A 16,437-nucleotide genomic window follows, 5' to 3' on the forward strand; every position below is an offset into this window, starting at 1 on the left:
CAACAATAGGTGTATTAATGAAAAAAAGATTTATCCTTGTCGCACTTACATCCGCTCTTACAGCTCAACAAAGTATTGCCAAGCCACAGGAACTCGGACTGAGTGGTTCTGGGGAAGCCGGTTATTCAAACACAACCGGTAACACGGATACAGAAGCGTTGTTTGCATCGCTAAAATCGAGCTACACGCAAAAAACCTATAAACTTAAAGGCCTTATCGAAGCGCAAAATAAAAAAGAAAATAATGTCCGCACCCAAGAGCGTTATGTTGGGGATTTCCAAGGCAATAAATTCTTTTCAGACTATCAAGATGCTTATGGATTTGGTCAATTTCGTGCAGAGAATGATCGTTTCGCATCCATCAATTTAAACACATACTTGTTAGTCGGTTTAGGGTATAACTTTATTCAAGAAAAAGATTTAATTCTGACAGCTGAAGCGGGTATCGGTAATCAATCAACTGACTATATCAAAGAAAGCACCGATAAAGACTTTTCACAAACGATTGGTAAACTGTACGGTAACTTTGAATATGGTTTTAACTCCAATGTTCGTTTCTTACAAGATGCCGCGGCTTATGCGGGTGAAAGACAAACCCACTATGAAACCAACACTGGGTTAAAAGTTAAGCTAAACGGTAACTTGAGCATGAAAGCAACCTTTAAGTATCGCTTTAACGACAACCCTGCTGACGGTAAGAAAAAAGAAGACACGGAAACGCTCATCACACTTGTCTACGACTTTTAAGACTCGACCTGTAGACTTTACCGTTACTAAAACCGAGGTCTCCTCGGTTTTTTTATATAAATACTCCCCTTCTTCTCTTTTCGGCACCAATCATCTTCTATCAGACCAATCTGATTAAACTAGCAAATTGAAAACATTATTTTGAGAGGAATCAAAAAAAACAAGAATGGCGATGAAAGACGGTTTAATGAAATTAACTAATGAATTTCAACAACAAAATTCTATATTATGTGCATAAGTAGTTTGAGCAAAAAAAGTGAGTCTTAATCACTCTTCCCGATAGTATTCATATTAAATAACTCATTATAATCAATAACTTGAGTCATTAAAACATCTGGAGGAATCATTAAGGATATAAAATCATCAGTCAACTCATAGCCTTGATTGATTTTGGATTGATAAAAATGAGCTTTATAGTGAAGCGCTTTATCTACCATTTCCCATATTTCCACGCCTTTTTCTCTCAATGAAAGATAATGCAATGCGTAGACACTATTAAGCAACAGCCTTGTTCCATATAACTTTTCTAGATCCTGCTTAATACTATTCCTTCTCAGAAAGGTATTGATCAACTTGACCGACATAGAAAAATTCAACTCATCCAAGGGATGTTTATATAGCTTTTCAATACATTCACTTTTAAGGCTCAACGTTTTTCTAATCTTGGCAGACCAAAAACGCATGTCGTTAATATCATTCATGGATAAGTCTCCGACCAGATCAATGAAATCTTCAATCTCATTCTGAGCCACTCTAAGTTTTCTTGATGCTTGAATTTTATTAATAATTCGAATCATATTGCTTAAACCCCATCGGGATTGTCATCTGATAAAGAATTATACTTGTGTCAGTAATAAATGGAACCATTCAGTAACTTTTCAGAATGTTCGTGTACGTTTTCGGAATACCGGGGTCAGAAAGGTTTTATATATTCAAGAATATGTAATGAATGGCGGTGAAGGAGGGATTCGAACCCTCGATAGGGGATAAACCCTATACTCCCTTAGCAGGGGAGCGCCTTCAGCCTCTCGGCCACTTCACCGTATAGTAAATCAAAGCAGACTGCCTTAATGTGCTAATGTGGCGCGTATGATACCTTGATTTAGAGAGGTTGTAAACATAGAAAGCCGATTGATTTCGTTTTTTTAAATCGAAAAACTAATCTGCGCTGACAATCTCAATCCCTGACGGCTCATCAGCCTTGTTTTCAGCTTTTTCACTTTTCAGAAGCAATTCTTCTCGCTGGATCTGAACATCTTTCGGTGCTTCTATGCCAAGCCGAACCTGACCGCTTTTAATCCCCACTACAGTCAGTTTAATATCATCACCAATCATCAACGTCTCGCCAGCTCGACGTGTTAATACCAACATGCTCAATCCTTTTTTATGTGTTTATAAATATTATAGCTTAATTTTATCACACCCCAAGTTTCATTAATCTCAATTAATTCTATTAACAGAAATAAGGTTTATTTTTTAAACCTCAGACATAAAAAAACCCGGCATAGCCGGGTTTTCATAAACGCAATAAATTTTTATTTATCTAATTCAAATGCGGCGTGAAGCGCCTGAACCGCTTCTTCTAAATAAGATTCTTCTATCACCACTGAGATTTTAATTTCTGTGGTACCAATCATTTGAATATTAATATTATGATCTGCCAATGTTTTAAACATGGTGCTGGCAATGCCGGAATGCGATTTCATGCCGACACCGACCATTGAAATTTTCACGATCGTGTCATCGCAAAGAACTTCTCTTGCACCTAATGACTCAGCTGTTTTTTCCAGAATTTTCTGGGCTGCATTCAAGTCTCCACGAGCAACCGTAAACGTAAAATCAGTGGTGCCATCAACACTTTGGTTTTGGATAATCATATCAATTTCAATATTTGCATCTGAAACTGGTCCTAGAATTTGATAAGCGACTCCTGGCTTATCGGGTACACCCAAAATCATTAGCTTTGCTTCATCTCGGCTAAATGCAATCCCTGAAATTAATGGTTTTTCCATGTCTAAATCCTCAAAATCTTCTTCTGAGATGAGAAGCGTCCCACCCCCTTCTTTCATTGATGAAAGCACTCTTAAAGGCACTTTATATTTACTGGCAAATTCAACAGAACGAATTTGCAGTACCTTGGCTCCCAAGCTAGCCAGCTCAAGCATTTCATCAAATGTCACAACATCTAATCGTTTTGCTTCAGGCACAACACGAGGATCGGTTGTATAAACGCCATCGACATCGGTATAAATCTGGCACTCATCCGCTTTTAAAGCGGCTGCTAAGGCAACGGCTGTCGTATCCGACCCTCCACGCCCCAACGTGGTAATATCACCCTCAGGCGTTACGCCTTGAAACCCAGCAACCACTACAACCTTTCCTTGGGTCAGTTGGTTTCGAATTTTATCGGAATCAATTTCTTCAATTCGTGCTTTGGAGTGAATTTCATTAGTTTTGATGGGAACCTGCCACCCGGTATAAGAGATGGCGTCATAACCTTTTTGTTGCAATGCCATACTTAACAATGCAATCGTTACTTGCTCACCTGTCGTTAACAACACATCCATCTCACGACGTGACGGTTGATCCTGTACTTCTTTTGCAAGTGCTGTTAAACGATTTGTTTCACCACTCATTGCAGACAGAGTGACGACAATCTGATGCCCTTCATCAATAAATTTTGCGACTTTATCGGCGACATTTTGGATGCGCTCGACGTTACCAACTGAGGTACCGCCATATTTTTGAACAATTAATGCCATTTATAATGATGCCTTCTTAACGAAACCATTTTAAAACCCTATTTCAAATAAATGATCAAAAAGAAGAATGACTTTAGCTAAAAAACCGCGCAACAGCTAAGCTATTGAGCGGTTTTTGACGGTCAAGCAAAACTGCTTCTGGTCTCTTTTATATGTATCAGGTTTCTTATATTAAACCAAAGGTCTCAACCTCGATAAATTAAATCATATTGTCTCTTACTAAAGAAACATACATGACCATTAAGCGACTGTTGCAACCCACTCTTTTACTGAAGCCAAAGCTTCTTTTAATTTACTCGGATCTTTGCCGCCGGCTTGTGCCATATCAGGGCGTCCGCCCCCTTTTCCACCGACTTGTTGTGCCACATGGTTCACCAACTCTCCAGCTTTCACTTTTCCAGTAATGGACTTACTGACACCCGCGACCAAAGATACCTTCTCACCATCCACGGCGGCAAGCACGATGGCAGCCGGTTCAAGCTTATCTCTTAACTTATCAAGGGTTTCACGAAGCGTATTCACGTCCGCTCCTTCTAACTCGGCAGCCAGCACGTTCACCCCATTCACTTCTGTTACGGAACTGGCCAAATCACCACCTTGAGAAGAAGCCAATTTAGATTGCAATTGCTTTAACTGCTTTTCAAGCTCTTTTTGTTCTGTCACTAATTGAACCACTTTCGATTCAACTTGTGGTTTATCGGTTTTGAGGTTGGCCGCAATGTTTAACAAACTTTTTTCCATGTCATAAATCGTTTGCCAGGCTGCTTCGCCCGTAACCGCTTCGATACGACGCACTCCGGAAGCAATCCCGCTTTCGGAAGTGATACGGAAAGGACCGATCTCACCTGTCCAATTCACATGCGTTCCACCACATAACTCGATGGAAAAGTCGCCCATATCCACTACTCGGACCACATCGCCATACTTTTCACCAAACAATGCCATCGCACCTTTGGCTTTGGCGGCTTCAATATCCATTTCTTCCATCATCACCTGAGCATTCAGCATGATGTTATGGTTCACCAACTGTTCAATTTCAAGTAATTGCTCGGCAGAAATCGGTTCAAAGTGTGAAAAATCGAACCGCAATCTTTCTGGCTGTACCAACGACCCTTTCTGTCCTACATGCGTCCCTAACACCGTTCTTAATGCAGCATGCAATAAATGCGTTGCGGAATGGTTACGCTCGGAAGCACGACGGGCTTTCACATCAATATGTGCAAGTATCGTTTGCCCTACCGAAATAGAACCTGCCGTCACCTTACCAATATGCAGAAAAGCGGCGCCTTGCTTTTGACAGTTATCCACATGAAAACTATTCATGCCTTCGGTCAGGCTGCCCTGATCACCTACCTGACCACCTGATTCGGCATAAAACGGCGTTTGATTCAAAATCACAATCGCTTCTTGACCTTCTGAAGCCTTATCCACTGAAACGTTATCAACAAAAATAGCTGCAATCTCCGCTTCAGCTTCATCCTGCTCATAACCAATAAAGTGAGTAGTTCCTGTGTAATCCACTTTATTTTTGCTCTGAGCACCAAAGTTGCTAGCCGAACGCGCTCTGGCTCTTTGCGCTTCCATTTCCTGCTCAAAGCCAGACTCGTCAACACTTAAATTACGTTCACGTGCCACGTCAGCCGTTAAGTCGAGTGGAAAGCCATAAGTATCGTACAGCTTGAATGCCGTTGAACCACTGATCACAGAACCGCTTAACTGAGCGATGTCTTCTTCCAGAATCTTCATGCCGTTTTCAAGCGTTTCCGCAAAACGTTCTTCTTCTAACTTTAAGGCACGCTCAACGTTAGCTTGTTCCTTGACTAACTCAGGATAAGCATCCCCCATTTGTTCTACCAATGTCGGCACCAACTGATAGAAGAAGATATCAGTTTGTCCTAACTTATAACCATGACGGATGGCACGACGAATGATACGACGTAACACATAGCCTCGTCCTTCATTGGAAGGCAACACACCATCCACAATCATAAAGGCACAAGAACGGATGTGGTCTGCAATGACGCGTAAAGAACTGTTACTTAAATCTTTTTCTCCAGTCAGCGCAGAGGCTTTTTTAACAATGGCTTGGAATAAATCAATGTCATAGTTATTATGCTGATTTTGCATGACCGCAGCTAAGCGTTCCAATCCCATGCCAGTATCCACAGAGGGCTTTGGTAGCGGCGTTAAAGTGCCATCTTCCGAACGATCGAATTGCATGAAAACCAGGTTCCAGATCTCGATATAGCGATCGCCATCTTCGTCTGGGGATCCAGGAGGACCACCCGCCACATCAGCACCGTGGTCATAAAAAATTTCAGAACACGGCCCACAAGGTCCGGTATCACCCATCGACCAGAAATTGTCTTTGGCACCACAACGAGAAAAGCGCTCGGCACTGACACCCATTTCTTTCAACCAGATATCTTCTGCTTCTTGGTCTTCTTCAAACACGGTAATCCAAAGTTTTTCTTCGGGCAGACCGAGTTCTTCAGTCAAAAATTTCCAGGCGTACTGAATGGCTTCACGCTTAAAGTAATCCCCAAAGCTGAAGTTACCTAACATTTCAAAGAAAGTATGGTGACGGGCGGTATACCCCACGTTTTCCAAATCATTGTGTTTTCCACCCGCACGGATACAACGTTGCACACTGGTTGCACGTTTATATTCTCGGGTTTCCTGACCTAGAAAGGTTTCTTTAAACTGAACCATTCCTGCGTTAGTAAACAGTAACGTTGGGTCATTTCCTGGCACGACTGGGCTTGAATGCACAGCTGTATGGCCTTGCTTAACAAAAAAGTCTAAAAATGCTTTTCTGAGTTCTGCACTGGTCATATTAAGTTTCCTAAGGGTCTAAATCTAAAATAGTGTCGTGCTCTAATGAGCTTCAAGATTGCGCCAACGTGATTATTATGATCTTATTTGTCTACGCTCAGAGTGCAATCTTATTATTGTGTTTAATTCAACGCTTTCCATATCTGTGATTGACTAAAACCACGTGATTGAAGAAACCGCATTCTTCTGGCCTGCTCTTTTCGTTCTAATGAATGAGCTGACTCTCCATATTTTTTCAGTAAGGCTTCTTTTGCCAAATCAGCCCAATCCGAATCCTCCATCGCCAAATAGGCTTCAATCAAATCCTCACGATGGGTTCGTTGCCGTAACGTCTGTCGAATTTTATAAGGCCCTTGACCTTTTTCCATGGCTTGTCGAACATAAGTTTCGATATAGCGTTCATCCGACAACCAGTTATTTTCAGCACACTTATCGAGCACAAAATCGACCAGGCCTGGGTAATCTTCAACTCCTGCGATCTTTTGAATCAACTTATTCGCCAACTCTTTTCGGCCATGCTCACGCATCGACAGCAGATAAACGGCCCTGCTTTCCAATTGTTGCGCCAACGCCTGGCGAATGTCTTGCTCGCTTTCCATTCGGTCTCTCTTCAAATGAGAAGAGTCACGTTCGGTTTAGTCCGTGCCGGTTTCGTCTAAGGCTTCAGAATCTTTAGCCGCATTCGGCTTCGGCATCAAGCGCTCTTTAATCTGAACCTGAAGGGTTTCATAAATGTCAGGATTATCTTTCAAGAACTGACGCACATTGTCTTTACCTTGACCAATTTTTTGACCTTGATAACTATACCAAGCACCGGCTTTTTCAATCAGTTTCTCCTTCACACCCAAGTCAATCACTTCGCCTTCACGAGAAATCCCTTGGCCGTATAAAATATCAAACTCAACCTGTTTAAACGGTGGAGAAACCTTGTTTTTAACCACTTTAACGCGTGTTTCATTTCCAAGAATTTCATCACCCTTTTTAATCGCCCCTATACGACGAATGTCCAAACGAACGGAAGAGTAGAATTTCAATGCATTCCCACCCGTTGTGGTTTCAGGGTTTCCAAACATCACGCCGATTTTCATACGAATCTGGTTAATGAAGATCACCAAGGTATTGGTACGCTTGATGTTAGCCGTTAGCTTTCGCAAGGCTTGCGACATTAAACGGGCTTGCAACCCCATATGAGAATCACCCATATCACCTTCAATTTCCGCTTTCGGTGTTAAAGCGGCAACCGAATCCACGATGACGATATCCACCGCACCGGAGCGCACTAAAGAATCGGTGATTTCCAGTGCCTGTTCTCCCGTATCAGGTTGAGAGACCAAGAGATTATCAATGTCCACCCCAAGTTTTTCTGCATAAATCGGGTCTAACGCATGCTCGGCATCCACAAAAGCTGCTGTGCCGCCCATTTTTTGCATTTCTGCAATGGCATGCAAAGTCAGCGTCGTTTTACCGGAAGATTCTGGGCCGTAAATCTCAACCACACGGCCACGCGGTAACCCGCCAATACCCAATGCCACGTCTAACCCTAAAGAACCAGTCGAAACAGAATCAATATCGCGAACGGCACCTTGATCACCCATTCGCATGATGGAACCTTTACCAAACTGCTTTTCAATTTGACCTAAAGCCGCTTCAAGCGCTTTCTTTTTATTCTCATCCATTCCTGTTCACCGTTCCTGTTATCTTTAGGGCGACAACTTTAATTCAAGATTAAGTATTGACACCTTCGCTGAAAAACCACATTAAAAAACCTTTGCTTTGCTTTTTCAAAAACCTTAATTTTTGATCAAAAACAAACACAAAGGTTCAAAATTTATTGGGCAATGATTATCCCATAAATAGGACTATTTGACATCTTTTTTATATCGATATTATCAAGCTTTATCTTAGACTTTAGACTTCTTCTAAAATGGATAAAACCCCTTTCAAAGCTTCTACCGTACATGCCAGACGCACCGCATTACGATCCCCATCAAAATGATAGAGTTTGGAAACCACTTCATCGTGACCTTGCACCGCCCATGAAATCCACACCGTGCCTACAGGTTTGTCCGGTGTACCGCCGCCAGGGCCTGCAATCCCACTACAAGCTACACTCACGGTGGCATGAGACTCTTGAAGCGCGCCAATCACCATTTCTTCAACACACTCCTGACTGACCGCCCCTTTGTGCTGAATCGTAGTTTCATGCACGCCGAGCATTTCCCGTTTGGATTCATAACTATAAGTAATGTAAGCGCGATCAAACCAAGCCGTGCTGCCTGCCACACTGGTCAAAGCTTCCGCAATCAAGCCCCCTGTACACGATTCCGCCGTTACAATCAGTTTATTATGTTGTTTTAACGCATTCCCGACTTCTGCAACCAAAGATTCGAGACTAGAACGGCTCACCATGGAGAAGGCTCCTTATTGATAGAATTTACTTTATCGATTAGCATACCTTTTTTTGCACATTTTTTACAGAGGTTAAAAAGCATAATCTGATATAAAAGAAGTGTTTTTCCGTTAAAATGAACTGTTTGAAATAATCGTATCCGGACCATCAACGGTCCACCCTTAAACCGAATTCATCAACAAAGAGCAATATGGCTGACACAATCAAGCACACTCCCATGATGCAGCAATACCTTGCTGTTAAAGCAGATTATCCAAATCAATTATTGTTTTATCGAATGGGGGATTTTTATGAGCTCTTTTATGAAGATGCCGTCAAAGCCTCTGAGTTATTGGAAATCACACTCACAGCGCGCGGTAAATCTGGCGGTAACCCCATTCCCATGGCCGGCATTCCCCATCATTCTGCTGAAGGCTATTTGGCTAAGTTGGTAAAGCTTGGGCAATCGGTTGCGATTTGTGAACAAATTGGAGATCCGTCGACATCAAAAGGCCCGGTAGAACGCAAAGTGGTGCGTGTCATCACACCGGGAACCTTAGTAGAGGACGCGTTATTAGAAGACAAGTCTGAAAACTTACTCGCGGCCATTTTCCAACAGGCAGACGAGTATGGCCTGGCGACACTGGACGTTGCCAGTGGCCGCTTTGAAGCCACCTTGTTGCCATCCCCTTCACAATTAAGTGCCGAGGTAGAAAGGCTCAAACCGGCTGAGATCATCTTACCGGACGACCCTCTCTTTAAACAAAACCTGCCTGAAAGCATCCAAAACCGACCAGGCCTGGTCGATTATCCCAGCTGGCACTTCGAAAAAGACAGCTGTCGCAAACGCTTGATTGATCATTTCGGTACACAGGATTTAGTGGCCTTCGGTTGCGACCAACTTCCAGCAGTGATTAGCGCCGCTGGCGTCATTCTGCATTATGCTCAAGCCATGCTACAAAATACGCTGGCCCATGTATTCAGCCTACAAACTTATCAAACCGATGATGCGCTGGCACTGGATGCCATGAGCCGACGTAACCTAGAGCTCGACACCAATCTGACCGGTGGTAAAAACCATACCCTGTTTTCCATTTTAGACAATGCGACCACAGCAATGGGCAGTCGCTTGATGAACCGTTGGCTCAACCAACCTTTACGTAATCGAGACATTCTCGATGATCGTTTCAATGCGATTGAAGACATCATCGAGCAACATAGTCACGAAGCATTTCGGGACGCCTTAAAACCCATTGGAGATTTGGAGCGCATTCTAAGCCGGGTGTCTTTATATTCTGCTCGACCTCGTGACATCTTGCATTTAGGGCGATCTTTAAACCAACTTCCTGAACTTCAAGCCTTATTGAAGCAACAAACAGCCGATAAATGGCAGCATTTGTCTAAACAACTTAGCCTATACCCCGAACTGGCGAGTCAGCTGGAAACAGCATTGGTTGACTCTCCCCCGATGTTAATGCGAGATGGCGGCGTTTTTGCCGAAGGATATGACAGCGAACTGGATGAACTCCGTAACCTTAAAAACCAAGCCGGAGATTATTTACTGGCATTGGAAGCACGAGAAAAAGAACGCACAGGCATTACCACTTTAAAAGTGGGCTACAACCGAGTGCATGGCTACTACATCGAAGTCAGTAAACTACAATCGGATAAAGTGCCGGCAGATTACGTCCGACGCCAAACCTTAAAAGCACAAGAACGTTATATCACCCCCGAGCTGAAAGAATTCGAAGATAAAGTGCTCAGTGCGAACGAAAAAGCACTGGCTCGCGAAAAGTGGTTGTACCAACAATTATTGGAACGCTTAAATCAAGATTTACAAGTACTACAACGCACCGCAGCGGCACTGGCCGAAACAGATGTGCTGGTATCTTTAGCCCGCCAAGCCATTAACCTAAACTTAACACGTCCGACTTTAAGCGCGGAACCTGGCATTGATATCAAACAGGGTCGACACTTAACTGTGGAAGCGTTATCAAATCAACCCTTTATTCCGAACGACACCTGTTTTGATGAACAGCGCCGTCTACAAATTATCACCGGGCCCAACATGGGGGGGAAATCAACTTTTATGCGCCAAACCGCTTTGATTGCGATTATGGCGTACATGGGAAGTTTTGTGCCTGCTGAATCCGCAACGCTTGGGCCGATAGATCGTATTTTCACGCGAATCGGTGCTTCAGATGATCTGACGTCGGGACGTTCCACTTTTATGGTGGAAATGACAGAAACCGCAAACATTCTTCACCATGCCTCGCCGGAATCTTTAATTCTGATGGACGAAGTCGGACGGGGCACCTCGACCTTTGACGGACTGGCACTCGCTTGGGCCATTGCTGAACAGATAGCACAAAGCATTCAGGGCTATTGTCTGTTTGCCACCCATTACTTTGAGCTCACGACACTGGTAGAGCAGTTCAACAATACAGTCAACATCCATCTCAGTGCCATAGAGCATCAAGATAAAATTGTCTTTATGCACCAAGTCGAAGAAGGTCCGGCTTCTCAAAGTTACGGATTACAGGTAGCGGCTTTGGCGGGTGTGCCGGCAACCGTGATTGAAAAAGCTAAAACACACCTGCATCGTTTAGAAAATCAAACCGCGACACAGCAACAACCCTCTGGTACAGCCTCTTCAACAGAAGAGCCGGTACAGCAGTTTGACCTATTCGCCCAACCCGCTTTACCGGAAGCTTTAGAAAAGATGCTGGCAGATCTGAAAACTTTATCTGTTGACGATTTAACCCCGAGGCAAGCGCTTGAAAAATTGTATGAAGTCACTAATACAGTTAAAAACGCATCCGAATAACAGAATAACAACCTAAGGATAAACAAAATGGAAGCAATGATTATCGATGTCACTCAGGACAATTTTGACGAAATGGTATTAAACAACTCCATGCATGTTCCCGTTCTGGTTGATTTCTGGGCCCCATGGTGTGGGCCTTGTAAACAAGTCATGCCGATGCTGGAAAAACTCGCGCATGACCTTGCTGGACGATTCATCCTGGCAAAAGTGAATACTGAGGAACAACAAGAGCTGGCGAACAAATACCAGATTCGCAGCATCCCAAGTTTTAAAATTTTCCACCAAGGCCAAATGGTTCAGGAACTTCAAGGCGCACAAACCGCTTCTGCTTTCAGAGAAGCGTTAGAGCCTTACTTAAAACCAGACTTGTCTGAAGATTTAAGACAGCAAGCGCAACAAGCATTTAATGCGGGTGAGTATGATCAGGCAATCAAATTACTGGGAGATGCATCTCAAGCCAACCCAAATAACTTCCGCATTCATTTAGACTTGGCGAAAATGTACTTCCAAAGCGGGCATTTGGACAAGGCCGAAGCCTTAATGGAAAAATTACCGGATGAAGCCAAACAATCAAAGGAAGGAAAATCTTTACAAGCGTTATTTAAATTTACGCAAATTGTGGCAAACGCAGATGACATTGAAACCGTACAAAAAACGTTACAGAACGACCCGAACAATGCAGAAGCACTTTATCATCTTTCGGGGTATCTGATGCTACACAATCATCCCGACAAAGCGATGAGCTGTTTACTCAAACTCTTCTCAGTGGCGCCCGACTATCAAGATGGTGTGGCGAAAAAGACCTTGATTGAAACGTTTGAAATGTTACAAGATGAGCGCCCTGAACTGGTAAACACCTACCGTCGACAATTACAGAACTTACTTTTTTAGGAGCCCCATGACCCTTACGCAACAACAACTCCAAGCCCTTCCCGTTTTTGGTATTGCCGGTAACTTTGCCGAGCATTTAGGTCAGGCAGGAGAAGACGCTGATTTTGTCGACATTCAGACTGAAGAAGAGAATGCGCCCAAAGGCATGTTTCCCATCTACATCCCGGGCAATCCAACATTTTTAGGGACTTATCCACTTTCCAACCAAACCATTCAGGCAGATTTCTCGCACCCCATTAACTTGCAGATGGAACCGGAAATTTGTGTTTTGTTCGATGTGTCTTACAACGAGCAAAAACAGGTCACCCAAGTGGAAGCAAAAGCGTTTTCCGCCTTTAACGACTGTTCTATTCGACGTCCGAATGCCAAAAAAATCAGTCAGAAAAAAAACTGGGGGGAAGCATGCACAGGCTTGTCTAACCAATGGATTGAAATTGATCGTTTTGAAAAAGGGGGTATTTTAGACAACTACCATATTGCGTCCTATTTGAAACGTGGGGATGAAATCAAACAATACGGGGTCGACAGTCCGGTTCTCGGCTATAACTACTTTTATCAGAAACTTTCTCAGTGGATTGTCAAAACCTTGAACTCACAATCAGATTTTGGCCCGCTGGAAAATCTCACTGACTTGTTAAAAGAAGCAAATTATCCGGAACAGTTGATTGTCACGTTAGGCGCCACCCGTTATACCGAATTTGGAGAAACCGGTTTTTTGAAAGCGGATGACCAAATCGGTATCTTTGTTTATGACCAATCTCATCACAAGGCGTCCGACATTCCGAATTTATTTCAGCACCCCGAAAAAATTCCTGAAAATTTTTCAGGTTCTGCCCTCATCCAGTCGGTTTCTGAAGACTAAACCACACCTAAGCTTTTGTTTTTCAAAGTAATGACATGCAAACGTTCTCTATAAACGTTTGCATGTCATTTTCCCAAAATTAAGGTTTACATTTCAATTAAAAGCCGTCAAAATCCATCATTAAGAAACAAAACAAAACTTGTCGGAAATGCACGGGGCAACCGGCTTTTATCCAACCACCACAAAACAGCTTTTTGGCAAAAAGGCGAATCATTTTCAATCAAGTCGAACCTTTTCAAGTTCAGACTTAACCTAACTGTAAGGACATTTTTATGAATCTTGGTTTCATTTTTGAAGAATGGGAAACAATTACCCCAGCCAAAAATTCAACATTACGCATTATTAAAGAATGTTTAGAACGCGGTCATAAGGTTTCGATTCTTTATCCGAGCAATCTAACCGTTCGCAACAATGTCACTCATGGTTATGTGAAACGTATTTTGCCAATGGAAAAAATTCCAGACAATATCTTACAGTTTTACAAGAAAGTAAAATTCGAACAAAAAATGATGCCGCTACACGGCTTGGATTGCATTATGTTTCGTCGTGATCCACCAATTGATCCAATGGTGTTCAACTTCTTGGATTCGGTTAAAAATGAAGTGGTCATCATCAATGATGTGGACGGAATGCGTAAAGCGAACAACAAACTATACACCACGACATTCAATGATCCGAATAACAACTTTTTACCGATTACCCATGTTTCTAAAAGCAAGGAATATATTCGCCAACGCATTGATGACATGCCTGGGGACAAGGTCATTCTAAAACCGTTAAATGCCTCTGGCGGGCATGGCGTGATTGTATTGGAAAAAAATGCTCAAACCAGTATCAACTCGATTCTGGACTTCTATATCGACAGCCAGAATAAAAGTTATGTGATTGTTCAAGAGTATATTGAAGGCGCAGAAGAAGGCGACGTTCGAGTTTTAATGCTGAATGGTAAGTTCATTGGTGCTTATAATCGTAAGCCTCCAGAAGGCGACGTGCGGGCCAACATTCAGATTGGTGGCACCGCTCACAAATATAAAATGACCGACTCTCAAATGGCGATTTGTCGAAAAATCGGCCCCAAGCTGGCAGCGGACGGATTATATTTTGTCGGTGTCGACATGATTGGCGACAAAATCCTGGAAGTAAACGTATTGAATCCAGGGGGGATTACGAATGTGAATGCCTTGAACAAAGTTAAGCTTCATAAAAATGTCGTCGACTTTATCGAAGAAAAAGTGAATGAAAAAGAAGAAAAACATGCCGAGCTGGAATTCCTATTAAAACGTATCAGTGAATTCAGACACGCTGAAACTTACGGTGAGGAATAACAGTCATTTTTGCCCAGGCCTGGTTATTTTTTAACCGGCATGAGGCTTGAATTGCATTAGATTTGGGAACCTCAATGACAAAAGCAAAAGCACGCCATATCCTCGTGGAAACCGAAGCGGAATGCCTGGCACTCAAACAACAGATCAACGATTTTGAAACGTTTGACCAACTTGCCAGAGAGTATTCTTTATGCCCTTCCGGACGAGTGGGTGGCGACTTAGGTATTTTTGGTCCCGGAAAAATGGTACCCGAATTTGATCAAATCGTCTTTAATGAAACCATTGGTGAAGTACACGGACCGATACCAACTCAGTTTGGCTACCACTTAATTTGGATTACCGACCGAAAATAACCTGGGGGGACCCCCTTTTAAAATAAACTCCAGTGTAAATGAGACAGAATTAAAGTTCCCCATACCAGTAAACAAAATCCCATCATCACAAAAACAGCGGCAGACCCCATATCTTTCGCCAGTCCAGAAAGTTCATGCCACTCCTGACCATGCCGATCCACCACCATTTCAATCGCTGTATTCAATAATTCCACCACCAGTAATAAAATGACCGACCCAATGAGCAGAATAAATTCAATCGCTTCATTCGACAGCCACATGGCTACTGGCGTTAGTACCAACAATAATAAAAGCTCCTGGCGAAAGGCTGCTTCATTTTGATAACACGCTTTTATACCTTGCCATGAATAGCCCGCGGCTTTAAAAATTCGAACCAATCCCCTGTGACCAGGTTTCATTCAATACTCCTTAATCAATTATCAACCCTATCAAGAGTTCGTCTGGTGACCAATTTCGACCCATTGCAATAATTTCATATCACCGTCCTGAGTTTCGACAATGGCAGTGCAAGACTCGACCCAATCACCGCAATTTAAGTATTCAATCCCTTCAATATCACGAATTTCTGGATGATGGATATGACCACAGATCACGCCCTTATAGCCTCGTTTTTTACAGTCTTGCACCACGACCTCTTCATAGGCGGTAATGAAAGAAACTGCCGATTTGACCTTTTGTTTAATAAATGCTGATAAAGACCAATAGCCCAAACCACACTTATGTCGAATACGGTTGAAATAACGATTCAAAACAACCAGACTTTCGTACCCCCAGTCCCCAATTACCGCGAGCCATTTTTGGGTTTGAATGACACTGTCATATTTATCGCCGTGAATCACCAGAATGCTATCTCCAGTAACCGTTTGATGCACGGCTTCGTCGGTTAACAAGATATTACCAAAATCGACCCCTGAATAACGGCGCAGAAAATCATCATGATTTCCTGTCACAAACACCACTTCCGTGCCACGCTTGGCTTTGGTGAGAATGCGACGGATCACATTGGTATGTTCCTGTGGCCAATAGATTCGTTTTTTCAGACGCCAGCCATCAATAATATCGCCCACCAGATACAGTTTTTCACATTGATTGTATTTTAAAAATTCCGATAAGAAATCGGCTTTGGCACCACGCGACCCTAAATGGACATCGGAAATAAAAATACTGCGATAGTGAGAGGTTTGATGATTGTTTTCTGCAACAATTAAATCATCAGTTTCTATATTCTCCATCCAGTCTGGCATGCTTGACAAAGGCATCTCTTTCATAAACAACCCATCTACTTTTGATAATTCTGGGCAAGTTTAGCGAGGCCGATCTATTTAAAAATGACGCTTTAGTGACAATTAAATGACTGAAAATAAAGTATTTTTCATATTTTATTCATCTTACATTCAAATACTCACATTACGGTAAAAGGAAATGCAATCGTCCATCAACATACTAA

General features: G+C 42.7%; 15 protein-coding genes and 1 tRNA gene. 6 read left to right on the top strand and 10 right to left on the bottom strand.

Translation table 11 applies throughout. The annotated features are described in order from the left end of the window. The first annotated feature begins 17 nt into the window (after positions 1–17). Complete coding sequence (locus GHNINEIG_RS08345) at positions 18–746, top strand: DUF481 domain-containing protein (RefSeq protein ID WP_135796217.1); 729 nt, start codon at positions 18–20, stop codon at positions 744–746. Between the two features lie 263 nt (positions 747–1,009). Here GHNINEIG_RS08345 and GHNINEIG_RS08350 read toward each other — a convergent pair whose 3' ends face one another. The 8 genes from GHNINEIG_RS08350 to GHNINEIG_RS08385 all read right to left on the bottom strand — a co-directional run bounded on the left by GHNINEIG_RS08350 (position 1,010) and on the right by GHNINEIG_RS08385 (position 8,752). Continuing rightward, the gene (locus tag GHNINEIG_RS08350; protein WP_135796218.1) at positions 1,010–1,543 is read right to left on the bottom strand and encodes a hypothetical protein; all 534 of its coding nucleotides are present in this window, start codon (positions 1,541–1,543) and stop codon (positions 1,010–1,012) included. A 153-nt stretch (positions 1,544–1,696) separates the two neighbouring features. Then, positions 1,697–1,788: transfer RNA gene (locus GHNINEIG_RS08355), tRNA-Ser, on the bottom strand. 116 nt (positions 1,789–1,904) lie between these two features. After that, entirely contained in the window at positions 1,905–2,117 is a 213-nt protein-coding gene (gene csrA / locus GHNINEIG_RS08360) for a carbon storage regulator CsrA (RefSeq protein ID WP_135796219.1), read from the bottom strand. 164 nt (positions 2,118–2,281) lie between these two features. Beyond that, positions 2,282–3,508, bottom strand: coding sequence for an aspartate kinase (locus GHNINEIG_RS08365; RefSeq protein WP_135796220.1), 1,227 nt, complete (start codon positions 3,506–3,508; stop codon positions 2,282–2,284). A 240-nt stretch (positions 3,509–3,748) separates the two neighbouring features. Next, positions 3,749–6,343 (bottom strand): alanine--tRNA ligase, encoded by a 2,595-nt coding sequence (gene alaS, locus GHNINEIG_RS08370; RefSeq protein ID WP_135796221.1) that lies wholly within the window; start codon positions 6,341–6,343, stop codon positions 3,749–3,751. Positions 6,344–6,465: 122 nt separating this feature from the next. Further along, positions 6,466–6,942, bottom strand: a complete 477-nt coding sequence (locus tag GHNINEIG_RS08375) for a regulatory protein RecX (protein WP_135796222.1) — start codon at positions 6,940–6,942, stop codon at positions 6,466–6,468. A 36-nt stretch (positions 6,943–6,978) separates the two neighbouring features. Continuing rightward, complete coding sequence (gene recA / locus GHNINEIG_RS08380; RefSeq protein WP_135796223.1) at positions 6,979–8,019, bottom strand: recombinase RecA; 1,041 nt, start codon at positions 8,017–8,019, stop codon at positions 6,979–6,981. A 232-nt stretch (positions 8,020–8,251) separates the two neighbouring features. Then, the gene (locus GHNINEIG_RS08385; RefSeq protein WP_135796224.1) at positions 8,252–8,752 is read right to left on the bottom strand and encodes a CinA family protein; all 501 of its coding nucleotides are present in this window, start codon (positions 8,750–8,752) and stop codon (positions 8,252–8,254) included. A gap of 191 nt (positions 8,753–8,943) precedes the next feature. On the opposite strand from GHNINEIG_RS08385, the gene mutS reads away from it, so the two are divergent. From mutS to GHNINEIG_RS08410, 5 genes are all read left to right on the top strand, one after another. Next, the gene (mutS, locus tag GHNINEIG_RS08390) at positions 8,944–11,559 is read left to right on the top strand and encodes a DNA mismatch repair protein MutS (RefSeq protein WP_135796225.1); all 2,616 of its coding nucleotides are present in this window, start codon (positions 8,944–8,946) and stop codon (positions 11,557–11,559) included. Positions 11,560–11,586: 27 nt separating this feature from the next. Continuing rightward, positions 11,587–12,450 (top strand): thioredoxin, encoded by an 864-nt coding sequence (gene trxA / locus GHNINEIG_RS08395; RefSeq protein ID WP_135796226.1) that lies wholly within the window; start codon positions 11,587–11,589, stop codon positions 12,448–12,450. Between the two features lie 7 nt (positions 12,451–12,457). Further along, a complete protein-coding gene (locus GHNINEIG_RS08400) occupies positions 12,458–13,312 on the top strand; it encodes a DUF5718 family protein (protein WP_135796227.1) in 855 nt (284 codons plus the stop codon). A gap of 272 nt (positions 13,313–13,584) precedes the next feature. Further along, a complete protein-coding gene (gshB, locus tag GHNINEIG_RS08405; RefSeq protein ID WP_135796228.1) occupies positions 13,585–14,637 on the top strand; it encodes a glutathione synthase in 1,053 nt (350 codons plus the stop codon). 74 nt (positions 14,638–14,711) lie between these two features. Then, complete coding sequence (locus GHNINEIG_RS08410) at positions 14,712–14,990, top strand: peptidylprolyl isomerase (RefSeq protein WP_135796229.1); 279 nt, start codon at positions 14,712–14,714, stop codon at positions 14,988–14,990. 17 nt (positions 14,991–15,007) lie between these two features. On the opposite strand, the gene GHNINEIG_RS08415 is transcribed toward GHNINEIG_RS08410, so the two are convergent. Both GHNINEIG_RS08415 and GHNINEIG_RS08420 read right to left on the bottom strand, forming a co-directional pair. Next, on the bottom strand, positions 15,008–15,388 hold the full coding sequence (locus GHNINEIG_RS08415; RefSeq protein WP_135796230.1) for a diacylglycerol kinase: 381 nt from the start codon (positions 15,386–15,388) through the stop codon (positions 15,008–15,010). Positions 15,389–15,418: 30 nt separating this feature from the next. Then, a complete protein-coding gene (locus GHNINEIG_RS08420; RefSeq protein WP_135796231.1) occupies positions 15,419–16,258 on the bottom strand; it encodes a UDP-2,3-diacylglucosamine diphosphatase in 840 nt (279 codons plus the stop codon). Between the last annotated feature and the right edge of the window lie 179 nt (positions 16,259–16,437).

This window comes from Hydrogenovibrio crunogenus (genome assembly GCF_004786015.1).
GTDB classification, from domain to species: Bacteria; Pseudomonadota; Gammaproteobacteria; order Thiomicrospirales; family Thiomicrospiraceae; genus Hydrogenovibrio; species Hydrogenovibrio crunogenus.